Source organism: Vibrio sp. NFR, from assembly GCF_027587095.1.
In the GTDB taxonomy this organism is placed as follows: Bacteria; Pseudomonadota; Gammaproteobacteria; order Enterobacterales; family Vibrionaceae; genus Vibrio; species Vibrio harveyi.
In genome coordinates, this window is record NZ_JAPPTN010000001.1 from 106,069 (window position 1) to 129,921 (window position 23,853).

Here is a 23,853-nt window from a genome sequence, read left to right on the forward strand (position 1 = left end):
CCTGCTTATAATTACGAATTTTCTGGAAATATAGTTTCAGCCAAATGCTGTTGTAAGCGACGAGCCGCTATCGTTGGGGACGTAGTTTGCTTTATAAAAGGCTCAATCTCAACTTTATCCTTAACTTCAACCTTGAAAAATGGTTTTGTCTTTGGAACTTGATACCATTTTTTCTCTTTTGTCAGGAAGCTTGGCGTGACCGTAATATGTACGACACGCAAATCTCGCTCGGTTCTAACCGCTATTTGCGCAGCGCCTCTTTGTAATTTCGATTTTACACCTGGAGTGGTTCTTGTGCCTTCAGGAAAAATAAGCAAAACGTTACCATCGTCAAATCTTTCTTCACACATTGCTAATAAATCATCAGGTGCTTCGTTGGGTATATAACCTGCAGCCTTAACAATGTGCTTCATAAATGGGTTTGCCCAAATTGCGGACTTAACTAAACAGTCGCAGCGCTTTAATTGGGATGCGATCAAAACGTAATCAATTAAACTTGGGTGGTTCGCAACTATGAGACAGTTTTTATCTTGTTCAAGAATGTCGGCACCAATGATTTGGTAATCAATTGCGCCGCAAAGCTTCATCAAATTACAAAAAGTGTTGAAAGAATATTGAATCGCCCCTTGAACTTTATATTCTCTCTGTTTTATATCCGATGTAGTTAGGTGAATAAGTGGAATGACGATAAAGCTGAGTGCCAAGCCACCTAAACCAAAAACCGAGAAACAAAATCCTGTCGCGAATACTCGCCAATATTGATTCAACATCCTCATTGACGACGCCATTCCCATGATTGTTGAGGCGAATGAATCGTCCAATTGTTTGCTGATGATAAAAAGTGCTGAATAAAGCCAAGCCCTTGCGGAAAGGCATCTTCGTCTGTTTTCTCTGTTGTTGCTTGTACGCTAAAAGTATCGCCATGAGAAAGCACCAGACCTAAACCATATCCATGGTAAGCGTGCGTTTCAAACTCAGAATATGACTCTGGGAGTGGCTCATCAAAATCGACAATCAGAACTTTCTTGTCAGGATTGTCATACAGGAATAGCCACGCTTCGATTAACGCGCTTTGGAAGGTATTTTCAGCAGCTGCGATAGAGGTGAGAGGGATCGGTTGTTTAGTTGCGATGGTCGCAAGCCCCGCTGCGGTATTATGCACAGACTGAGAGAATGCCATTGGCGAAGCTTCTTCACCCTTGAGGATATCTTCTACCAACGCCACACTGCGATGAAGTTCACCATGACGGCTAGAGAAAACAAGGTAGTCAACATCGTGCTGCTTGAGCAACTCAATCGCCGTTTGAACCGCTAGCTTACTCAGTTGGCTCATACGTCTGCGCATCATAGGTGGGATATCAGATACGTTCAGTTTGCCTTCTTCTGGCCACTGACCGGTAGAGGTCCATTGTTTCCACTCATCGACTTGACTAAGCCCTTGAGAGTTAGCTGACCAAGCGTCGATATTAAACGAAATTTTGATCTTGGAGTTTGGCATATTTGATTAAATTGCTTTATTTTACCGCTCGATACAATTTAAGCTTCAGCAGAAACCATAATAAAGGAAATTATCATGTCACGTTTAAAGCTGTTTATATCAGTGCTATTAACTTTGCTTCTTGTCGGTTGTGGTCGAGTGCAACCTGTATTGAATGTGGAGGATACTCCAGTTGCTTATGATCTTCAAAATAAACAAGTAAAAGCGGCGATTGTTCAATCAGCAACTAATCGCGGTTGGACGATTGAAGAAACAAGCCCAGGTGTATTAATTGCAAAAATCAACGTTCGTAGTCACTTTGCGGAAGTAAAAATTCCATATAGCAACAAATATTATTCAATTATTTATCTCAACTCAGTAAATCTAAAAGCAAGTGATGGCAAAATCCATCGTAATTACAACCGTTGGGTGAACAACTTAAATGTTGATATTCAACGCGCGCTTGCACTTTTAGGCGCAGAGTCCCAGTAATAATTATATTAATTGAAGTTAGGTTTTTTCGTGTTAAATCAAAATATTGATCCTTTCAACGCTTTTGAAGCTAAAACAGAAGCTCAAAAATTATCTTTTGCCCCTATTGTTTTCCACACTGCGAGAACATTAAGAGAACTTGGTATCTTAGCCGCGCTCGACAGTGCAGGCTCAAAGGGTATGAACGCTGTAGAAATTGCAGAAAAAACGGGTGTGTCTGAATACGGCGTGAAAGTATTGTTGGATATGGCCATTAGTGCGCACATTGTTTTGTGGGAAAAACCTAACTATTCCTTGGCTAACCTAGGCTTTTACTTACTTTATGATGGCATGACGCAAGCAAACATGGATTTCACTGCCGATGTTTGTTACGCCGCTATGATGCACCTAACGGATGCGATCAAAGAAGGCAAGCCGTCAGGTCTTAAAGAACTTGGTGATTGGGAAACCATTTACCAAGGGTTATCAACATTGCCAGAACAAGCGAAACAAAGCTGGTTCAAGTTTGACCACTTTTACTCTGATCGCTCTTTCCCACTATTACTTAAAGAAGTATTTGCTAATAAACCAAGTCACATTGTGGACATTGGTGGCAATACTGGTAAGTGGGCAATGCAGTGCTGTAACCACGATCAAGATGTGAACATTACAATTGTTGATCTTCCTCAGCAGCTAGAAGTTGCGATGGCAAATGCCAAGGAAAATCAACTGAGTGAGCGCATCACTCCATTCCCAGCCAACATGCTGGATAAAGCTCAAGTGTTACCTGAGCACGCTGATATCTGGTGGATGAGTCAATTCCTTGATTGCTTCTCACCAATCGAAATTCTCAATATTCTTAAGAAAGTGAAAGCGCAGCTTCGAGAAGGCGATACGGTGTATATCTTAGAACTGTTCTGGGATGCACAAAAATACGCGGGTGCTTCTTATAGCTTGAACGCGACCTCGCTTTACTTTACCTGTTTAGCAAACGGCAACAGTCGTTTCTACCGCAGCGATGATTTCCTGGAAATTGTTGAAGCGGCAGGCTTAGTCGTGACAGAAAGAACCGACAACATTGGTCTCGGTCATACATTATTAAAACTACAAGCAAACTAGAAAGCAGAATGAGAAAAGAACAAAAGCAAGTCGTCGTCGTTGGTGCAGGACCGTCAGGTTCTACCGTTTCCGCATTGCTCAATATGCGCGGAATTAATGTCGTTGTGATTGAGAAAGCGTTGTTCCCACGTTTTTCGATCGGTGAAAGCCTTCTTCCTGCCTGCATGGAAGTGGTAGAGCAAGCCGGTATGTTGGAAGCGGTGAACCAATATGGATTCCAGTACAAAGATGGTGCTGCGTTTCGTCGCAATGGCGTTTATACCCAATTTGATTTCACCGATAAATTCACTGCAGGACCGGGTACCACTTACCAAGTTCAACGCGGTAACTTCGATAAAGTACTGGCAGACAGTGCAGTGGAGCAAGGTGTTGAAATTCGTTACCAGCACGAACTGACAAGCATCGACTTTGAAGGTGCCAAGTCGATTCTTAATGTGCTTGACGCTGACAAACAAGCTTACCAAATTGAAGCCGATTACGTGCTAGATGCTAGTGGTTTTGGTCGCGTTCTTCCTCGTTTGCTCGCGCTAGAAGAGCCTTCATGCCTGCCACCAAGAAAAGCAATTTTTACGCACATTGAAGACAACATTACTGCAGAAGGGATTGAATACGATCGCAACAAGATCCTGATCTCTGTGCATCCTGAAAATCATGATGTGTGGTATTGGTTGATCCCGTTCTCAAATGGTACTTGCTCATTTGGTGTGGTTGGCGAACCGACGTTCTTTGAAAACTATCCCGAGGATAAGATTACCGCTCTTAAGCAGTTAGCAAGTGAAGAACCAGGGCTTGCGCAGCTCCTTAACCAAGCTCAGTACCCAAATCCTGCTGGTGAACTGGGTGGCTATTCAGCGAACGTAAAACACTTAGCGACACCACACTACGCGTTGCTTGGTAATGCTGGTGAGTTTCTTGATCCTGTCTTCTCTTCAGGCGTGACTATTGCCATGAAGTCAGCACAATTTGCAGCAGACTGCATTGAACGCCAGCTAAATGGTGAAACGGTCGATTGGCAATCTGATTATGCTGATCGCCTAATGGTGGGCGTCAATACTTTCCGTACTTACGTGGAAGGTTGGTACAACGGCATGTTGCAAGATGTTATCTTCTACCAAAAACCCAATCCACGTATCAAACAGATGATCAGCGCGATTCTTGCGGGTTACGCATGGGATGAAGCCAACCCATACGTAAAACAGAGTGAGCAGCGCTTAGCGACCCTAGCTGAGCTAGTGAGAGATGAGGGGATGTAATCCTCCCACTCTTCTTAATACCGAAGCCCCGCAAAAAATCGCGGGGCTTTTTCGTCGGTTGAACCTAAATTTTTAAACACTCATGATGGCGTCTGTCTTCGTTTAACCTTATGATTTAATGAGTTTAATAACAGCAGCCCAACCATGTCTTCGACTTTTCATTTTTATAATCAGAATGCTGGCTCATTAGCAGAGCAATATGATTCAACAACTTTTGAGCAAGTGCATACAAGTTGGCAGGCTTTTTGGCCTCTTGTTGGTGATCGTGTGTTGGATGTTGGCGCAGGCTCCGGAAGAGATGCTAAATGGATGGCCAAAAAAGGCTGCGAGGTTATTGCGCTGGAGCCTGCAACGTCGCTGTTAAAACTAGGAAAAGCTGAAACTGATGATTCTGTCGTTTGGTTGGAAGATTCTTTGCCAGCACTTGAGAAAACCACCAACTTGGGGCTTCGCTTTGATCTTGTGTTAGTGAGCGCGGTTTGGATGCATCTTGCTACTTCTCATCGTGAACGTGCTTTTCGTAAGCTCTCTAATCTGCTTGCGCCCAATGGTCGATTGGTCATAAGCCTTCGCCATGGAGAGTTCACTGATGGGCGCAAAGCTTATCCTGTTTCTGTTCAAGAGTTAGAGCAGTTGGCAAAGAACAATGCGCTTATCGTTAGACAAGTTTCTGACAGTAAAGATCAGCTCAAGAGGGATGATGTTTACTGGCAAACCGTTGTGATTTTAAAGTGAAAGAAGAACAAGCCGTGTCACTTCAATATTATGTAGATAAATTCCGTAGCCTGAATATGAATAGCTCTAATGGGAAAAAGAGCCCTCATAAAGTGTGCATGTTGCTCACGGTTATGGAGCTCATTCAGGCGGGACATATCTCTTCCAACAAAATAGAGTTTAATCAGGTCCTCAAAGAGCGTTTCACTTATCACTTAGCAAACTTTGCTACTGGGAATGATAGGGATACACCGGAAAATCCTTACTTTTTTCTGAGAAGTGAGGGATTTTGGCACTTGTCTTACAATGATGGTTTTCAAGCGGAATCTACCAAACGATACTCGTCAAAAGCGATTGCTTATGCTTATCTTGATGATGAGCTTTATGATTATATGAGTAGCTATATCGTTTCAAATGAATTGAAAGATGCTCTTGTTTCAAACCTTTCAGATTTAGCGTCTTTGTTTTATCGCTGGTTGATTGACCTAGGTAAGTCAGAGAAAACAGCGAAAAACTATTTGGGCGCAGTTCGTGGTTCAATATCGAACTGGCTTATGGATGCTGGACAGATTCAAGAACCAATTACAGATGTGAAATCATACGGTGAATTTAAGAACTATAAGCTCAAAGCCCAAAGTTTACCTGAGTTTAAAATTCGAGATATCAAGGGGAAAGGGATGTACAGTGCTGCGCTTTCTCACTACGAAAACTTTTTTGTCGACTTATCTCAGATAGATGTTAATGCAGATATTCGACAAGTAATGAACGATAAGCAGCTCAGCTCGACGGAAAAGACTATTTTAGTTAATACAAGAATGGGGCAGGGGCACTTCAGGTCAAAATTAATTGATATGTGGGGTGGTTGTGCCGTTACGGGTTTTAAGAACACGCAGTTGCTATTGGCATCTCATATTAAGCCTTGGCGTGAATCGGATAACGAAGAGCGATTAGATAGATTTAACGGGCTGTTGTTAATTCCAAATATCGATAAGGCATTCGATCTTGGATTCATATCATTCAATGATAGTGGGAAGGTTTTGATTTCAAGTTATCTAGAGAAACCCGAGGTTCTTGGATTACAAGAAGACATGTCCTTTCAGGTGCATCATAGACATAAGCGTTACTTAGGTCACCATAGAGGGGTAATATTTAAGGGTTTATAAATTGAACACGAATGAAGATGAAATCAGCATTTATGTCCTTTCTTCGTTCGCTCTCAGAAAGCCAAAAAGATCTATCTCACACTTTTGCTTGTTATTACTGATAACGATGTTAAATAAGTGAGAAATGGATTACAGTTTAGAGCATGTTTTCCAAATGTGGTTTTATCGTGAAAACGGTTTCTAAGTTATTGTATAAGTTGATAAAAATTAAGCAGCTTAAACACAAGAAAGATAAGGTTTTTCCCCTTTCTGATACGTACACTCAAAAGTATCAGAAAATTCTAAAAATCCTCTCTCCATCTTCATTTTTCTACAAGAAAGGTCATGTTCCTGTGCCCTTTTCGACGCCTTCTGTAGATGCTCTTGCTTGGGGGAGTCGCGTATCTCCTGAGTTTAAAAGTAAAGTGAATGATATTTCCCGAGATCTCAACATCGATCCAAATCATCTGATGGCTTGCATGGCTTTTGAAACAGCAGAGACATTCAGCCCCAGCATCAAAAACGGCTCGGGGAGTGGGGCGACGGGTTTGATTCAATTTATGCCATCAACCGCGGAAGCACTTGGTACGAGCACAAAGAAGCTTGCTCAAATGAGTGCGTTAGAGCAACTCGATTATGTGAAAGCGTATTTTATGCCTTACCGAAACCGCCTGTCTTCTCTTGAGGATGTGTATATGGCGATCCTGTATCCTGCGGCTATTGGTAAACCCGCTGCTCATGTATTATTTAAACAAGGATCAATTGCTTATCGCCAGAATGCAGGGATCGACCGCAATAACGCTGGGAAAATCACACTAGGCGATGTGTCATATAAAGTGAGACGTAAGCTAGAAAAGGGACTGCATCCTAAGTTCTTAGGCTAGCTCATTCTCTTAAATCTGGGGCAACTAGAAAGTTGCTCCGCCGTCCACTCTTAAATCGTGCATGGTAATGTGACCCGCTTTCTCACTCAGTAAAAATTCAATCGCATTGGTTATGTCTTTGGTTTCTGCAATCTTGTTCAAAGGAATACCAATCCGGTGTGACGCTAAGTTACCCTGAATCGTTTCTCGTTCTCCATAGGACTCATTCCACATTTGTTCTTGCATCGGTGTTCTGGTTGAGCCAGGGCTAACAATGTTACAGCGAATGCCGTATGCCGCGAGTTCTAACCCCAAACATTGCATCCACATATGAAGTCCCGCTTTAGACGAACAATACGCCGACATGTTGACTCTTGGGGTGTCTGCTGCGTTCGAACCTACCGCAACAATCGCGCCTTTTTTGTTATTTTGAACCAGCAATTTCGCCAGTTGTTGTGTCAGTAGCATGGTTCCCTTTAGGTTCACGTCTAACGTTTTAATGAGCGCTTCAGGAGGAAGTTCCAGAACAGAACCAAGATGTAGCGCACCGGCGCATGTAATCACGTAGTCAGGAATGAGCTTGCCTTGAGCAAGATAATGACACGCATACTGAACGGCTGTGGTGTTGGCTAAGTCAAAGGGAAGTAGCAACGTTCGAGCTTGCTGTTTTTTTGGCAAAGATTGTTTGAATTCCTCTAGCAGAGCTTGCGTGATATCGCAGGCAATCACAGTAGCCCCTTGTTCCAATAAGCTTTTGGCACAGGCAAGTCCAATACCTTGCCCTGCACCAGTCACTAGGCACAGTTTACTTTTGAATTCTGTGTTGTTTTCATTCATAACCCTCTCCCTTCGTGCTGCAAATATCACATCCAAACTAGATAGATGATAATGATTTTTGTTATCGTTGTCATAATGTTAACAAGGAGGTAATGAAATTGACGAACAAACTAGGTTGGAAAATCAAACCTTGGTTGCTCACGTTAGGGCTTATCGGGTTGGCTGGATGTGAGTATTTACCACACTACGCAGAGGTAGATCTGTCCGAGCAAAAAATCGAACAAGTGGTCGAGCAAGCTAAATCAGCAGACGCTGTGATTCTTAATGCGTTTAAGCAACACAACTTTGTGGGTATTGGCGATTATCATTGGAATGATGCTTTCTTGCGCTATGCAACAGAGCTGGTTTCGACTCCTGCATTTTCAGATCAAGTCACGCATATTGTGGTGGAGTTTGGCAATGCAAAGTACCAACCTGTACTGGATAACTACTTAGCTGGTGGGGACGTGAGTGATGAACAGCTTCGCTCAATTTTGCGAGGTTCGATCTACTTTATGGCTTGGATGCCAGATGCTTATGCCGATTTCTTCAAAGCGATAAAAGTGCGAAATCAAACGCTACCTAAAGGGAAAAAAATCCATGTGCATTTAGCCGAAGCACCGTTTGATTGGAGCACTGTAAGTGATGAAAAGGTATGGCAGCAAGCTGCTAAAAACAAGACGGATCATTTTTATCAAGTTGCTGCCGAGCGTATACAAAATAATCAGAAAGCACTGTTGATTTTTGGGGCTTTCCATTTGGTGAATGCGCCGCGGGATTACGTTGCAAAAACACAAGCCAGTGCTTGGCCATTGGCAACACGATTAGAGCAAGCGTTTCCCAATAGTACCTACTTGATTTGGCCAATGACGGAACCAGAAGTGGTGAAGACGTTTCATGACGTAAAAGCTCCGGCGCTTCTTGAGGTCGCAAAAAGTCCGATTGCTGATCTGAGGTTTATCGATTTATTACCAAAAGCCCGTTATAAGCTTGCTGCGATGGACGACATGGACGCCCAAGTCGGTGGTTTGTTTGATGCTTTTCTTTATCTGGGTGATAACCAACGAACAACGGTATTCCCTCGTGATGTGATGGAAGATCGGGAGTGGGTAAATGAGATGCAAAGACGCGTCGATATTATCGGTGGGAAGACGCAAGACCGCTTCAATGAGATTCGCTCATTAAGTGATAAGAAATACGGCTTTGTTGATAACAACTGATGCGCTGTTAATTGAAATAAAGATTGAGAAAGGGCTGACGGCTGATGGCGTTAGCCCTTTCTTTTTGGCTATGGATCCAAATCAAAAATTGTTAACGATGCATACGAACCAAGGCAACTCGCTCTGAATCCTCCACCTTGAAGTTGCTTAGATTTGAAGTTACTTAGATATAAATATGGTGAATTGTTTGTTTGAGGTTCTATTTGTTTAAGAATATTAATTTATAAAACTATAAGTTGTGCGAATGATAATTATTATCAAAAATAATTGAATAATTGTAACTAGGTGTGTAGTCTCATTCTTCAAATGAGAAGGAATCTCATTTGGGACGCTATGTTTAATACAGTTTGAGAGATGATTATGCTTCGTAACTCCATGGGAAGCAGTACTATGCTCACAGAGTTTCTCAACGCCCATACGGATGACGCTTCGTTCTTCTTTAGCTCACCGACGGTGACGTTGCTTACGCAAGGCATTGCTGCAGAATTTTCCCAACAAGTTAAATTCTCAGAGTTAGATACTCACATTAGCAAATTACTAGAATCGGCGAAGGAAGAGGGGAATGACAACCCTATTGCCGTTGGTGTAATACCGTTTTCTGAGCATAATCCTGTGCACTTTATCGTCCCTGAGCGTTTGATCACGACGTCGCCGATCAGACCGGATAAAGTATTAGATATCGATGGTTGCAACGACTGTCATCCTTCTTCTATTCAACCTATCCCGACGCCTACTGAATACATGCATAGTGTTGAGCTTGCCACTCATCGTTGCAGCCAAGAAAACATCGCTCTTGATAAAGTGGTGTTGTCACGCACGATGCAAGTGGATACACAAGATGAAATCGATCGAGCTCGCTTCCTCAAAACCTTACTCAAGCAAAATCCTGGTGGTTATACCTTTTCTACTCGTATCGGCGGTGGTCATTCTGACGCTTATTTGATGGGATCCAGCCCTGAATTACTGGTATCCCGCAAAGGTCCTCATGTGTGCTCAAATCCTCTGGCAGGTTCTCGTCGACGTTGTGAAAATGCATCAATGAATCAGCAGCAAGGAGAGCTCATGATGGAGAGTAGCAAAGATCTTCATGAGCATGCGGTAGTGGTCGATGCGGTAGAAAAAGCGCTTCAACCTTGGTGTCATAACCTTTATGTGCCTATGGTGCCGTCGGTTATTGAAACCAAAGCCATGTTGCACCTTTCGACTCGTATTGAAGGGACGGTTTCCGATGCCAATACCAGCGTTCTGAAATTGGCGAGTGCGCTTCACCCAACGCCTGCCGTGTGTGGCTATCCTACGGCTCAAGCTTACGATTTCATCAGTCAAGTGGAGCCCTTTGATAGGGGCTATTTCACGGGTCTTGTTGGTTGGGTAGATGCTCGTGGTAATGGCGAATGGGTTGTTGTTATCCGCTGCGCTGAAGTTGAGAAGAAGCGTATTCGAGTTTATGCCGGAGCTGGGATCGTCTCCGGATCTGAGCCACAAAGTGAGCTTGAAGAAACAGGAAATAAAATGCGCACTGTATTGAACGCGCTGGGTATTGAAATCCGTGAGAATATGGAGGTAGTTCAATGACTTGCTTAAGCATGAATGCCTCTGGTTTTACACCTTGGTCGGAAGGTTTAGCAAAGCAATACCGCCAAGCGGGTTTTTGGACAGAGCAAACCATTCCAGAGATGCTTGAGGCAAGCGTCTCTATTTCTCCTAACCATGTTGCTCTAGTTGACGGGGAGCGACAGTGGACGTATCAATCGTTACTTGAGCATGTTGATAAGTTAGCTGCTGGTTTCCAATCGACTCTGAATCTTAAATCTGGCGACAAGGTCGTTTTGCATTTGCCTAACATAGGCGAGTTTTACATTAGCTTTTTTGCACTGCTTAAAATTGGCGTTCAACCTGTGCTTGCGTTACCCGCTCATCGTTATTCGGAGATTCGATACTTTTGTCATTTTACACAGGCAAAAGCGTTAATCACTGCTCCTCAACTTGGCGTCGATACGGCTGATATTGCGCTGCAAGTAGCGTCTGAATTACCAGGCTTAAAGAACATCGTTTGGGCGGGTGACATAAGTGCCATGCCGATTGGTAGCGTAGCCCTTAGAGCGCTCTTGCTAGACAATGTTGAGCCTCAAGTTCATCGCGGTGAAGATTTTGCCTTTTTCCAATTATCGGGTGGTACGACTGGCACACCTAAGCTTATTCCTCGCACACATTACGACTATCTATACAGTGTGCGAGCGAGCAATGAGGTTTGCCAATTCTCGCCAAATATGCGTTACCTTTGTGTTTTACCGGCCGCCCACAATTTCCCATTGAGTTCTCCCGGTGCGTTGGGCTGTTTTATGGCGGGTGGCACCGTTGTACTTGCTCCAGACGCAAGCCCTCAAACTGCCTTTTCTTTGATTGAAAAGTACCGAATTACCGTAGCCGCTTTAGTGCCACCGTTGGCACTATTGTGGCTCGATGAAGCAGCAAGAACTCGACATGACCTTACTTCATTAGAAGTGCTGCAAGTTGGGGGGGCTCGTTTTAGTGAGGAAGCGGCACAGCGTATCAAACCTGAACTTGGTTGTACCTTACAGCAAGTATTTGGCATGGCTGAAGGGCTAGTTAACTACACCCGTCTGGATGATCCTGAGTCCGTGATTGTTACGACGCAAGGTCGCCCAATGTCACCTGCTGATGAGCTGTTGATACTCGATGAAATGGGTAACCCTGTCCCGCAAGGAACGGAAGGTATTTTGTTCGTGCGTGGACCTTATACCATTCAAGGTTACTACCGGGCTCCTGAGCACAATCAGCGTTCATTCACCGAGCAAGGCTACTACCGTACTGGCGATGTAGTACTGCTGACTGAAGAGGGCAATTTGAAAGTTGTTGGTCGCGACAAAGATCAGATTAACCGAGGGGGTGAAAAAATCGCAGCAGAAGAGGTCGAGAACCATTTGCTGGCGCACGATTGTGTCCATGATGCTGCTGTTATTGCCATCCCAGATGATTACCTTGGGGAGCGCAGTTGTGCTGCCTTAGTTTGCCCGCAGCAAGCCCCGAAACCAATCGAGATAAAGCGTTTCTTACGAGGGCGTGGGCTGGCTGATTTTAAGATCCCAGATATGGTCGTTTTTGTTGATGTATTACCCAAAACGCCAGTAGGTAAAGTGAATAAAAATAAACTACTCGAACTCGTTTAACCAAGGTCGAAACACCAAGGTTGATTTGGTGTGCTTAGCATTTTGATTACTTTGGAGATAAGCCCAATGGCCATTCCATCTATCTCTGGTTACTCACTAACGAAAGTGAAGCCAGAAAATCACGTTAACTGGTCAGTAGAACCACATCGTGCCGTGTTGTTAATCCACGATATGCAGCAATACTTTCTCAATTTCTACGATGCAGACAGCGAGCTGATTCAAACGTTGACTCGCAACATTCAAGAGATCAAACAAGCATGTATTGATGCCGGCATTCCAGTTGTTTATACCGCGCAGCCCGGTGACCAACGCCAAGAAGATCGCGCTTTATTGACCGATTTTTGGGGCCCCGGTTTAAAAGCGGATGACAACATTACTCGAATCTCCCCAGCACTTGCGCCAACGGAGCAGGACACCGTGTACACCAAATGGCGTTACAGTGCGTTTCAACGTACGCCACTTAAATCCATGATGGATGAAACGGGGCGTGATCAGCTAATTATCGTGGGTATTTATGCTCACATCGGTTGTTTACAAACAGCGGCAGAAGCGTTCATGACAGACATTAAAGCTTTCATGGTTTCCGATGCCGTTGCTGACTTCTCAGCGAGCGATCATGACATGGCGCTCAACTATGTGGCGGGTCGATGCGGTTATGTCTTGGACAAGCAGCAATTGCTCGAACAAGTGGCAAGTGCGAACGAACTCGCAGCTGGTGATTTTGTGATTCCTCAGTCGCAACCGCAACTTACTCAACAGTTAGCGGCGCTGTTAGAGGTACCGGCCGATGAGATGACGCCAGAGGATAGTTTGCTTGATTTTGGTTTGGATTCGGTACGCATGATGTCGCTGGTCGGAGATTGGCAACAGGTGGGCCTTGATGTGAGTTTTATGGAATTAGCAGCGAAACCGAGTTTGCAGGATTGGTGGAGACTGATCGAGAAGAAGCTGACCTAACAGCCAAAGCGGAAGAATGACAAAGGAATGAACATGTACGATTTACCTTATACGGCAGAGCAGTTGTTGCCGCTTACGGATGCCCAAGCTGGGATTTGGTTTGCTCAGTTACGTGACCCTAAAAACCCAATTTATAAGACTGGCGAATACCTGGTTATTGAAGGCGAGGTGGATGAGCCTTGTTTTGTTGAAGCAGTCAAAACGGCAATTGATGAAGTCGACTCGTTGCACGCTAAGTTTGTTACCACCACCGAAGGACCGCGAATGGTGATAGATAGACAAACCTGGCAAGTCGAACGTATCGACTTTTCGCAACACGTTAAACCGCTTGATGCCGCTGTGACTTGGATGAAAGATCAGTTAAAGCAACCTGTCGATTTGGAACAAGGTCCTTTATTCATCATGGCATTGCTTAAGCTCTCCGATGATCAATACGTTTGGTTCCTTTCACTGCATCACATTGCGATAGACGGTTACAGCATGTCGCTGGTCGCGGGGCGGGTGGCGCATGTTTATGGTCAGTTGGTCAAAGGAGAGCACTTTGAGAAGCTTGAATTTGCAGACCAACAGGCTCTTTTGAAAGAAGATGACGACTATAAAGCTTCTGAGAAATACCAAAAAGATCGCGCATTTTATTTGCAGCGTTATGCCGACCATTCTGACACTGTAAACCTTGCGGGTAAGCCGACAGTGACTTCAGACCATTTCCTTCGCCTAAAAGGTGCAATGGCAGCCTCTGACTTTCAGAGAATGGAGTCGTTAGCTAAACAGTGCAGAACACACTGGTATAGCGTACTTATCGCATCTATCGCGGCTTATGTACACCGTATGACACGCTCCAATGAAGTGGTGATTGGTGTGCCTCTGATGGGGCGTTTGGGCTCGGTAGCCATTCAAACTCCGGCGATGCGCGTCAATATTCTTCCCGTACGAGTCAGTTTTGAATCAGGACTGGATATCAAAACGTTGGTGAAGCAAGTTAACCAAGAATTTGCATCGGTTCGCCGTCATCAAAGCTATCGCTATGAAGAGCTTCATCGCGAGCTAAATTTGGTAAAAGATCATCGTAATCTATTTGGTCCATTGGTGAATATTATGCCGTTTGAGTACGAGCATAAATTCGGTGACCTCACTTCAAAAGCACATAACTTATCAGCCGGACCGGTCGATGATATTTCTTTCTATTGCTATGAATTAGCTGGGCAATTACACATCGATATGGATGCGAATCCAGAGCTGTATTCAGAGAAAGAGATTCATGAGCATCAACAACGCTTGTTCCATTTTATGAGTGACTTTTTTACAAGCGCAGAAGCTAAAGATTCTTCTCATTGCCAAGTGAGTGATGTCAGTATTTTACTGGCTGGTGAGCGAGAGAAGGTTGTCGAGACATGGAACGATACCGCTCGCGAAGTGCCGGAAACGACGCTATCCGCCATCATGGCTCGCCAACGTATTTTGACACCACACGCTCCGGCTTTGATCTTTGAAGGTCAGAAGTTGAGTTACGAGCAACTGGCTCGCAAAGTGTATTCACTCACCAACTGGTTAACAGCGCAAGGCGTTGAGCTTGGTGACCGCATTGCTGTGTGTGTCCCAAGAAGCGAAGAGCTGATTGTAGTACAGCAAGCCATTTTAGCGGCTGGCGCGGTTTATGTGCCTGTGGATCCTGACTACCCCGAGGGGCGTATCCACTACATGCTCGAATCTTCTTCACCGAAATTTGTTTTCTCAACCAAGACGCTTCAAGACAAACTGCCGCAAGAGGTGGATGTAAAGCTAGTGGATGATGAGACGCTGCCTACGATATATAAAGTGGTAGAACCGTTGCCTCCTCAAGTTAAGCCAGAACCTCATTCACCAGCTTATATGATTTATACCTCGGGCTCGACCGGGAAACCAAAAGGCGTCGTCGTTACGCATGATGCGATTGTCAATCGACTCTTGTGGATGCACGACCAATATCCAATTGATGCGAAAGACCGGGTATTACAAAAAACGCCAGCAGGGTTCGATGTTTCAGTATGGGAGTTCTTCTGGCCAATGATGGTCGGATCGTGCCTTGTTATTGCGAAACCAGACGGACACAAAGACCCAATATACCTACAAGATTTGATTCATAAAGAGCAGATCACCACCTTGCATTTTGTGCCTTCAATGCTGCAAATTTTCGTACAACAAGCAGATGCCAGATTGTGCCAAAGTCTACGCGAAGTCTTTTGTAGCGGGGAGGCGTTGCCAATGGAGCTAGTCAATCACTATTACCAAGAGTTTGATGCACCATTGCATAATTTGTACGGTCCGACAGAAGCTGCGGTGGACGTAACTTACTGGCCGAGTGAGGCGAATACGCAAGGGAATTCGATTCCTATAGGTCGTCCTGTATGGAACACGCAAATCTATATTCTTGATGACGAACTTAATCCTGTACCTCCTGGTGTGGTGGGTAACTTATACATTGCAGGTCGACAGTTGGCGATGGGCTACTATGGTCAGCCAGAACTGACTCAAGAGCGCTTTATCGACAATCCCTTTGGTCCACAAGGTAGCCGAATGTACTTGTCTGGTGATTTGGCGCGCTGGCGCGAAGATGGTGCGATTGAATACTGTGGGCGAAGCGATTTTCAGGTCAAGATTCGTGGTTTCCGAATCGAGTTAGAAGAGATTGAAAATGCCTTAGCAAACCACCCAAGTGTTGCGCAAGTTGCCGTGTTAGCTCAGGAATATACTGAGAATGATAAACGCCTTGTTGCTTATGTGTCGGCAGAGGATCTTGAGCAGGGAATTGATACTAATGCACTGCAAAAGTACCTTGCTGAGCCATTACCGGATTACATGGTACCAAGCTATTTTGTTGAGCTTGAAAGCTTCCCTTTAACACCGAATGGTAAATTGGATCGTGATGCGCTACCCAAGCCAGATTTGTCTGCTCAAGTGAGCACAAAAGGACCAAGTAACCTTGTTGAAGAGCGTTTATGCAAACTATTTTGCCGCTTACTTGATTTACCGGCGGTTGGTGTGGATGACAACTTCTTTGAATTAGGCGGACATTCGTTGCTTGCTGCTCAGTTGATTGCTCATGTGAAAGAGATCATGGGAATTGAGCTATCGCTTGCGGCGGTGTTTGAGTCTCCGACGGTTTCCGGTATTGCCGCCAAGTTAAATGGCAGTGAAAGCGATGAAGCGCTCAATATCTTACTGCCTCTGCGAAAACGAGAGGGCAAGCCAGCTATTTTCTGTGTCCATCCTGCTGGTGGCTTGAGTTGGTGCTATGCGGCTTTGACTCCGATTATTCCATCCAATGTGCCTCTTTACGGCGTACAAGCGAAAAACCTCGGTGACCCTTCTTCTCCGCTGCCTAAATCAATGACCGAAATGGCTGAGGATTACGTGGCGGCGATTCGAGAAGAACAACCCTTTGGTCCATATCACCTACTAGGCTGGTCTATTGGTGGCATGATTGCGCATTTAATGGCGGGTATCTTACAGCAGCAAGGTCAAGAAGTTGGCTTAGTCACCTTGTTGGACTCTTACCCAACGGAGCAATGGCAAAGTATGCACCCACCTGGCGAAGAGAAAGCGCTTGGCGCCTTAATTCGTATGGCTGGGGTAGAGTTTGATGAATCGTTGCATTCTAGCCTAACGCGACCTGAAGTGATCGACATTTTACAAGATGCAGGATCATCAATGGCGCACCTGAGTGCTGAAACCATTACGGCAATGGTGGAAGTGGTCATTAACAACAACCATCGCGTACGCGATAGCGTCAATTATCAGTATCAAGGGGATGTGTTGTTTTTCAATGCGGAGAAGCCACCAGAAGAGGCATTTCTTGATCGCAATGGATGGTTCAAATACATGGATGGCGAGCTCAAAGTGATCGATGTCGCGTGTATTCACCGTGAAATGATGCGCCCAGATATGCTGCGTTTGATTGGTTCACATATGGTTGAAGAACTGAGAGAGAGATTTGATGTTTGATACCTCAACCAAAGCAAAAACTAAGGATTTGTTGGAGGGGGCGGTTTCCCCTCTGGCTTTTCTCAAAAGCAAACTTAACGCTGGCAGTGTAGTTGCCATCGGTGAAGCTCATTGGTTTAGCGAACTGTTCGAGAAGATAACGGAAGCCTTACTTGCACCTGAATTGGATGGCTCGTTTTCCCATTTGTTCATTGAATTTGGGAATGCCAAGCATCAAGCATTACTCAATAACTACTTATCGGGAGAGACGGTTACCCAAGCTGAATTAGCGGCGGTGTGGTTGGACTCAGTCGCATTTCCCGCTTGGTTGCATCCTTGTTACGGTGCTTTCTTTGAGCGAGTTCGTGCAGTAAATAGCACGCGTAAGGTGCCGATCAAGATAGTGTTGACCGAACCATCGTTCAACTGGGAAGACATCCAACATTCGAAAGAGTTAGCAAAGCTCAGTGCACAACGTGATCAAGCTTTGGCAGAAGGAGTAGAAAAACAAACGTCGAAATGTGGGCTTGGTGTGGTGGTGTTAGTTGGTGCAAGACACATTCTGAAGTGCTCGCCAACGTTGGGCTTTATGGCAAAACACAGCACCTTCGGTGAGCTAGCGAAACACAAGTTTGGTGAGCAGTATGTATCAGTTTGGCCACACATCTTATCTAGTGAACTGAATGCACCTGAACATGGCATTTACCCGACGGATCAGCCTTTACTAAAGCAGCGCTCGTTTCTTGAACTGATCCCGAAAAAGCCTCCCGTGAATCCATATGCTTTTACCTGCTTAGATGAATTGGTTGATGCGTATTGGTACTTGGGTCCGCAGGCAAGGCAACTCGATACAGTAGGTATTTCAATCCCACAAATGTGGAAGTGGCGTTTAGAGCAGCGCTTACCGCTGGTTAATGAACAACAGCAAATGGTGATCAAAAAGGTCATCGAATAGAAATGAATGACGACTTCATGAGGAGAAATAGCACAGTGAGAAAATAAACTGCTTGTTGAAGCAGTAGTAGCCATGAAATGGAAGGTCGGGCAATTTGGCGTTTAAAGAGGTTTGGTTATTTCCAATCAGCTCGAAGCGAAATTGTCCTGAGTTTTTACTCTCAGGCAGCAGCGTGATTTGTGCTTCTAGAAAATCGAAATACACCTGAACAAAGGGGAAGCAGCATTTAAACAAGCTCTCTTTGATGCTGAATATCAGAGCATCAGGTAGGTGGCTAGACGATTTGATTAAGTTCTGTTCGTCACCTGTGTAGATGCTTGTAAAAAGGTGTGAGGCGAGGGGGACATTGCGTTCTACGTCGATCCCTAAGCTTGCGATGTCACTTTTTAATGCACAACCCGCGAGGCAAATACCATCAGTGTGACTGATGCTGCCACTGATTGGCTGAGGGAATAAAGGCTCTCTGGATTTCCCCGTCAAAATGAGCGGGGAGTTTCCGTTATCTTGGCTCAAGGTGAGCATTTGTATGGCGGCACGAGCCGCGTTGCGTCCCGCTCTGAATTCTCGCTGGCGTTTAGCTATCGACTTATGAATTTGTTGCTCTTCCTCGGGAAAGCCCAATTTGGAATACATCTCCGGTGTGGCTTTTACGATGTGAACCCTTGGACTGACACTTTCTAATTGAAGACAGAAAGGGTCGAGAATGTTACCCAACTCGGTGCTTTTCAATGTGTTGCAGTTCAAAAATATAGCCCAGCTCAAATCTAAATGTAAATACGAGTAGTAATGATTGTCATTTATACATTCGTTTATTAGAGTTTGCGAGCTCAATTTATTTATAAAATAGATATAAGGATATGCAGTGAATAGTTTAGTTAAAAAGCCCACATTTATGCCGACAGTGCTTGCCGGTGCACTTTTGACGGCACTCAGTGGTCATGCAGTTGCTAACGATAAAGATGATGTTGTAGAAATGGAACGCATGGTTGTGACAGCGTCTTTAACACAGCATTCAGAGTTGACTGCACCGGCATCAGTGTCGGTAATTACCGCTGACGATCTCGCTAAGATGCCGGTAAAAGACATTTCAGAAGCGGTGCGTAGTGCTACCGGGGTGAGTGTGTTGAGTAGTACAGCTTACGGTCGTAACACCATTCGTATTCGTGGTCTGGATTCTAAGCACACCTTGGTTTTGATTAACGGTCGTCGTATTAACTCTCAAGATGCTTTGATTCGTGGTAACGATTTTGACTTATCAAGCATCCCACTGACTGCGGTTCAGAGAATTGAAGTGGTTCGCGGTCCGGTTTCTTCCCTGTATGGGTCTGAAGCGATGGGTGGTGTGGTCAACGTTATCTTGAAGTCGCCAACCAAAGAGACATCAGGTTCTGTTGGTTTGGAATACGAAAGCATTCTTGAAGGCGACGGTGGTGATGGTGTTAAAGGTCATGCTTACGCTAGTGGTGAACTCGCACAAAACCTTGAAGGCAGCATCATTGTTGAAAGCTCTTCAAGAGATCCGTGGCGTACCGATACTAACCCGACCTTTGATGCATTAGAAAAGAAAGACACCACCAATGTATTTGGTGAGATGGCTTGGCAGCTTACTGATGAACAGCGTTTGATCGCCGATGTGATTTACACCAACGATGAGCGTGAAGCGGATTGGGTCCATCCTCGTTCGGGTGCGCAAACAAATTCTCAAGACTCAACGCGTTGGAACTACGGACTGACGCATGAAGGTGCATGGGAATCTGTGGATACACAAGTACGTTTGTATGGCGAAAATATGAAGCTTGATGATGCAAGTACGGCATACACCAATGGCGCTGCTGATGTTGAGCTACAAAACAACACGCTTGATTTTAAAGTTTCTGGTTTGTGGCGTGATTCACATGAGTGGGTGTTTGGTGGCGAATACCGTACTTCTGAATTGGAAAACAGCCGAGATGTACCATCAGGCGACATCGATAACTATCAAGGCGCGGTTTTTGTTCAGGGTGAGTTCGATCTCGATAAATTGGCGCTGACACTTGGTGGTCGTCAAGACTTCCATGAAGTGTATGGTAGTCACTTCAGTCCAAGAGCATATGCAGTTTATAGCTTCACCGATGAATTTGTGTTCAAAGGTGGTGCGGGTGGTGGTTTCCGTGCGCCGGGTATGATGGAAAGCAGCGATCAAGTACGTGTAATCAGTTGTGGTAACCGTTGTTGGTTAACGGGTAACGACGATCTAAAACCTGAAGAATCAGAAAGCTACGAAGCCGGTTTTGCTTATGAGTCCACGTCTATGGGTGTTGGCTTGATGTACTACTACACGGACTTTAAGAACAAGATTGAACGCGACCTAACCAAGCCAGTTGGTGCGGTTGGTAAAATGCCTATCTTCACTTACCAAAACATCGGTAAAGCAGAGATCAAAGGTATCGAGCTTGAAGGTTGGTATGACATTACTGACAGCATCAACCTAAAGGGTAACTACACCTACACGGACGCGAAAGACAAGAGCACGGGTGATACGCTCATGAAGACGCCAGAGCATCTTGCAAATCTTGATTTGAACTGGGAAGTGTTTGACGCATTCACTACGTTTGCGCGAGTAAACTACGTTGGTGAACAGGTGATCACAAACCTAAGCCGTGAGAACAAAACAGTAGATGGCTACACGCTTGTCGGTCTTGGTGTTGCTTATGACTTCCAACAGCTCAATCTTAAAGCTGGCTTGAACAACATCTTTGATGTCGAGCTTGATGATGAAGACGACTACTACGGTTATTCAGAGAAAGGTCGCAGTGCATACGTAAGTGCAACTTACCTATTCTAAAGCGAATACTGGTTTGATCTAACAAGCAGCCTCCTAGCCGGAAGCTGCTTTTTTATTCCGCTTTAAACGCTTTTCATTTCACAGAGCGACTCGGTGACTTTGACTTGGACAATGCGATTATTCTTCACGTGTAGTATCTCAAATTGCCATTGTTGATATTCGACGGTTTCTCCTTGAGTCGGCACGCGCCCAATTAACCACGTCAGAAAACCATTCAATGTTTGGAATCCTTCTATTTCTTCGCCTTCAATATGGTTCAACGTTAGTTTGTACTTCAACTCGTTAAGTGGGATCAGCGCATCCATGATCCAACTGCCATCTTTCTGTTTCTTTGCCCAGAGTTGCTGTGGTGCCATGCCCAATTCACCAGCGATGGATTTAAGCAGATCGTAGTGAGTTACTAGTCCTTGCACATCGCCATATTCGTCGACGATAAACACCATCTCGGTACTGGTTTGTTGCATGTAATTGAGCAGTGGTAGACCTTTCATTGATTCGGGTACGAAGCGCGACCGTTTCAACAGCTTGGCTAAGCGAGAAATGGATAGCTCATCGTATTCATCTAATAACGCCTTAGAGGAAACGGTGCCGATAATGTTATCTAACCCTCCTTTGCAGACGGGCCAAACAGAATGCTGAGTTTGACGTAGATTCCTCAAAATCGCATCGAGAGGTAAATCTAAATCGAGATAATGGATATCGCATCTCGGTGTCATGAGTGAAAGTGCTAGTCGGTCATTAAGGTGGAGTAAGTTACGGATCATCAATTGTTCTTGAGGCTCAATAGCACCACATTCGGAACCTTCGCTAACGACAGCAAAGATGTCCTCTTCTGTGACGATTTCGCCTGCGTTGTTTTGGCGTAGAAGCTTAAGCAGTGTGTCGGTCGAAACGGTCAGTAGCATGACAAATGGCGTGGTCAGTTTTGCTAGCCAGTGGATTGGGTAGGCAACGATGACAGCGATGCGTTCGGCATTGTTTTGTGCAAAACGCTTTGGCACGAGCTCACCAATCACGATGGCGAAGTAAGTGATCATGACCACCACAATTGCCGTTGCAAGGATATTTGCTATCTCACGCTCTAAACCTTGTGCGACGAGCCAATGCCCGAATGGAACTGAGAGGGTTGCTTCACCAAAAATACCGCTGAGGATGCCAATGACGGTGATGCCGATTTGTATAGTAGAGAGAAATTGAGTGGGGTTATTCTTAAGCTCTAAAGCAAGACGAGCGGAAGAGCTGTGTTCGGCTGACTTTTTCAGTCGACCGCTTTTGGCAGTCACTAATGCAATCTCAGACATGGCGAACACACCATTGAGCGCGATTAATCCAACCAGTAATAAAATGTCCATGAAGTTTTCCAGTGATGCACACCCTAGCAGCATAACGAGGTTCAAATACAAGAAACGTGAAGTGGCGAATAAATCATCACGCTGTAACAATTGAATGACTTATTAAAAGGATAGAATTTCTTTGTCGCCACGAGTAGATTTCAGTAAGCCTCTGCTGGAGACAGATAGATTCTGTTACTTAGTTCGGATTCTGATACACTACGCGCCCATTTCTTCGTTGAGACGTTTGTATGCCATTTTCTAAGCTTGGTTTAAGTGCTTCTATCACAGATGCTGTGAAGGCGCTGGGTTACGAAAAACCGACTTCTATCCAACAAAAAGCCATTCCTATTGTTCTGCGTGGTAGCAACCTAATTGCCGCAGCACAAACGGGTACAGGTAAAACTGCCAGCTTTGTATTACCAATCTTAGAAAAACTGAGCCACGGCGAAACGCAACGTAAAAAGCGTGCACGTGCGATCATCCTAACGCCAACGCGCGAATTGGCTCTTCAGGTTCATCAGAGCATTGAAGCGTATGGCAAAAATCTACCATTGCGTTCTATGGCGATGTTCGGTGGTGTGGATTACGCACCGCAAAAACAAGCGTTGATTGAAGGCGTAGACATTGTCGTAAGTACTCCAGGTCGTTTGATTGATCTTTACGGTCAGCGTGCTATTCACTTTGATGAAGTGGAAATGCTGGTCCTAGATGAAGCTGACAAAATGTTGGATATGGGCTTTATTGATTCGATTGATAAGATCATCGATTGCATGCCAGAAGATATTCAAAGCTTGCTGTTCTCCGCGACCTTATCTAACCCAGTTCGTGATTTGGCAAAGAATGCAATTGTTGATCCTGAAGAAATCACCATTGCAAAGCACAGCGCGTCTAAGTCAAACATTAAGCAATGGATCACCACCGTTGATAAAGACATGAAATCTTCACTACTGAGCCACATGTTGAATGAGAACGGCTGGTCGCAAGTGTTGGTGTTCATCGAGACAAAACATGGCGCAGCGAAACTGGTTACTCAATTAGAGAAGCGTGGCATTGTGGCTGAAGCTTTCCACAGTGGTCGTAACCAACGTGTTCGCCAAGAACTGATTGAGAAGTTCAAAGCCGGTGAAATCCAATACTTAGTGGCAACGGGTGTGGCGGCACGTGGTATCGATATTGATAACTTGCCTGTCGTGATTAATTACGATCTACCTTACCCAGCCGATGAATATGTACACCGCATTGGTCGTACTGGTCGTGCTGGTGCAGAGGGCGAGGCGATTTCACTGGTATCGAAAGACGATTTCAAAAACCTGTGCATGATCGAAAGCCGCCTTGGTCATTTGCTAGAGCGTGTAGAAATTGAAGGTTTTGCACCGAGAAAACCTGTGCCAATTTCGATTCTGAACTACGTTCCGAAGAACAAGCGTAAACCGCAAGATCAGCGTCCACGTCGCGAAAATGGTGATAAACGTAACGCTAAATAACGTTTGATAGCTCTTTTCTACATGATAAGCCGCACCTCGATGCGGCTTATTTTTTACTTTTTTCTTTTCTCTC

The 23,853-nt window shown here is 44.8% G+C and carries 18 protein-coding genes and 1 pseudogene; 14 read left to right on the plus strand and 5 right to left on the minus strand.

Annotation, left to right across the window (positions count from 1 at the left end):
- Window positions 1–11 precede the first annotated feature (11 nt).
- On the minus strand, window positions 12–776 hold the full coding sequence (locus OH463_RS00515) for a lysophospholipid acyltransferase family protein (protein WP_009696048.1): 765 nt from the start codon (window positions 774–776) through the stop codon (window positions 12–14).
- On the minus strand, window positions 773–1,498 hold the full coding sequence (locus OH463_RS00520; RefSeq protein WP_009696049.1) for a beta-ketoacyl synthase chain length factor: 726 nt from the start codon (window positions 1,496–1,498) through the stop codon (window positions 773–775). Before OH463_RS00520 ends, OH463_RS00515 begins: the two co-directional genes overlap by 4 nt.
- A gap of 75 nt (window positions 1,499–1,573) precedes the next feature.
- Between OH463_RS00520 and OH463_RS00525 the strand changes: the two genes are divergently transcribed.
- The 6 genes and pseudogenes from OH463_RS00525 to OH463_RS00550 all read left to right on the plus strand — a co-directional run bounded on the left by OH463_RS00525 (window position 1,574) and on the right by OH463_RS00550 (window position 7,060).
- Window positions 1,574–1,969, plus strand: a complete 396-nt coding sequence (locus OH463_RS00525) for a hypothetical protein (RefSeq protein WP_005446495.1) — start codon at window positions 1,574–1,576, stop codon at window positions 1,967–1,969.
- A 30-nt stretch (window positions 1,970–1,999) separates the two neighbouring features.
- The gene (locus OH463_RS00530) at window positions 2,000–3,067 is read left to right on the plus strand and encodes a class I SAM-dependent methyltransferase (protein WP_009696050.1); all 1,068 of its coding nucleotides are present in this window, start codon (window positions 2,000–2,002) and stop codon (window positions 3,065–3,067) included.
- A gap of 8 nt (window positions 3,068–3,075) precedes the next feature.
- Window positions 3,076–4,320, plus strand: a complete 1,245-nt coding sequence (locus OH463_RS00535) for an NAD(P)/FAD-dependent oxidoreductase (RefSeq protein WP_256902213.1) — start codon at window positions 3,076–3,078, stop codon at window positions 4,318–4,320.
- A gap of 144 nt (window positions 4,321–4,464) precedes the next feature.
- A pseudogene (locus OH463_RS00540) lies at window positions 4,465–5,046 on the plus strand (class I SAM-dependent methyltransferase); the annotation flags it as partial.
- A gap of 23 nt (window positions 5,047–5,069) precedes the next feature.
- Window positions 5,070–6,197, plus strand: coding sequence for an HNH endonuclease (locus OH463_RS00545; protein ID WP_009696053.1), 1,128 nt, complete (start codon window positions 5,070–5,072; stop codon window positions 6,195–6,197).
- 143 nt (window positions 6,198–6,340) lie between these two features.
- Window positions 6,341–7,060, plus strand: coding sequence for a transglycosylase SLT domain-containing protein (locus OH463_RS00550; RefSeq protein ID WP_269990268.1), 720 nt, complete (start codon window positions 6,341–6,343; stop codon window positions 7,058–7,060).
- Between the two features lie 24 nt (window positions 7,061–7,084).
- Here OH463_RS00550 and OH463_RS00555 read toward each other — a convergent pair whose 3' ends face one another.
- Window positions 7,085–7,876 (minus strand): 2,3-dihydro-2,3-dihydroxybenzoate dehydrogenase, encoded by a 792-nt coding sequence (locus OH463_RS00555; RefSeq protein ID WP_050935484.1) that lies wholly within the window; start codon window positions 7,874–7,876, stop codon window positions 7,085–7,087.
- A 92-nt stretch (window positions 7,877–7,968) separates the two neighbouring features.
- Here OH463_RS00555 and OH463_RS00560 point away from each other — a divergent pair, with 92 nt between their 5' ends.
- From OH463_RS00560 to OH463_RS00585, 6 genes are all read left to right on the plus strand, one after another.
- Window positions 7,969–9,075 (plus strand): hypothetical protein, encoded by a 1,107-nt coding sequence (locus OH463_RS00560; RefSeq protein ID WP_269990269.1) that lies wholly within the window; start codon window positions 7,969–7,971, stop codon window positions 9,073–9,075.
- A gap of 354 nt (window positions 9,076–9,429) precedes the next feature.
- Window positions 9,430–10,650 (plus strand): isochorismate synthase, encoded by a 1,221-nt coding sequence (locus OH463_RS00565; protein WP_050567809.1) that lies wholly within the window; start codon window positions 9,430–9,432, stop codon window positions 10,648–10,650.
- On the plus strand, window positions 10,647–12,266 hold the full coding sequence (locus OH463_RS00570; RefSeq protein WP_269990271.1) for a (2,3-dihydroxybenzoyl)adenylate synthase: 1,620 nt from the start codon (window positions 10,647–10,649) through the stop codon (window positions 12,264–12,266). The genes OH463_RS00565 and OH463_RS00570 overlap by 4 nt, the downstream gene beginning before the upstream one ends.
- A 66-nt stretch (window positions 12,267–12,332) precedes the next feature.
- The gene (locus OH463_RS00575) at window positions 12,333–13,223 is read left to right on the plus strand and encodes an isochorismatase family protein (protein WP_269990272.1); all 891 of its coding nucleotides are present in this window, start codon (window positions 12,333–12,335) and stop codon (window positions 13,221–13,223) included.
- 33 nt (window positions 13,224–13,256) lie between these two features.
- Window positions 13,257–17,204 (plus strand): enterobactin synthase subunit F, encoded by a 3,948-nt coding sequence (locus OH463_RS00580; protein WP_269990273.1) that lies wholly within the window; start codon window positions 13,257–13,259, stop codon window positions 17,202–17,204.
- Window positions 17,197–18,138: a hypothetical protein gene (locus tag OH463_RS00585; protein WP_269990274.1), complete on the plus strand. Its 942-nt coding sequence runs from the start codon at window positions 17,197–17,199 to the stop codon at window positions 18,136–18,138. The genes OH463_RS00580 and OH463_RS00585 overlap by 8 nt, the downstream gene beginning before the upstream one ends.
- 15 nt (window positions 18,139–18,153) lie before the next feature.
- Here OH463_RS00585 and OH463_RS00590 read toward each other — a convergent pair whose 3' ends face one another.
- Window positions 18,154–19,026 carry a 4'-phosphopantetheinyl transferase family protein gene (locus tag OH463_RS00590; RefSeq protein WP_333482787.1) on the minus strand — a complete coding sequence of 291 codons (873 nt, stop codon included), beginning with the start codon at window positions 19,024–19,026 and terminating at the stop codon, window positions 18,154–18,156.
- On the opposite strand from OH463_RS00590, the gene OH463_RS00595 reads away from it, so the two are divergent.
- Entirely contained in the window at window positions 19,001–20,962 is a 1,962-nt protein-coding gene (locus OH463_RS00595) for a TonB-dependent receptor domain-containing protein (protein ID WP_020480883.1), read from the plus strand. The two genes, OH463_RS00590 and OH463_RS00595, sit on opposite strands and share 26 nt — an antisense overlap.
- Window positions 20,963–21,024: 62 nt before the next feature.
- Here OH463_RS00595 and OH463_RS00600 read toward each other — a convergent pair whose 3' ends face one another.
- Complete coding sequence (locus OH463_RS00600; RefSeq protein WP_050935391.1) at window positions 21,025–22,347, minus strand: hemolysin family protein; 1,323 nt, start codon at window positions 22,345–22,347, stop codon at window positions 21,025–21,027.
- Window positions 22,348–22,544: 197 nt separating this feature from the next.
- Between OH463_RS00600 and OH463_RS00605 the strand changes: the two genes are divergently transcribed.
- A complete protein-coding gene (locus OH463_RS00605; protein WP_269990279.1) occupies window positions 22,545–23,780 on the plus strand; it encodes a DEAD/DEAH box helicase in 1,236 nt (411 codons plus the stop codon).
- Window positions 23,781–23,853: the final 73 nt, after the last annotated feature.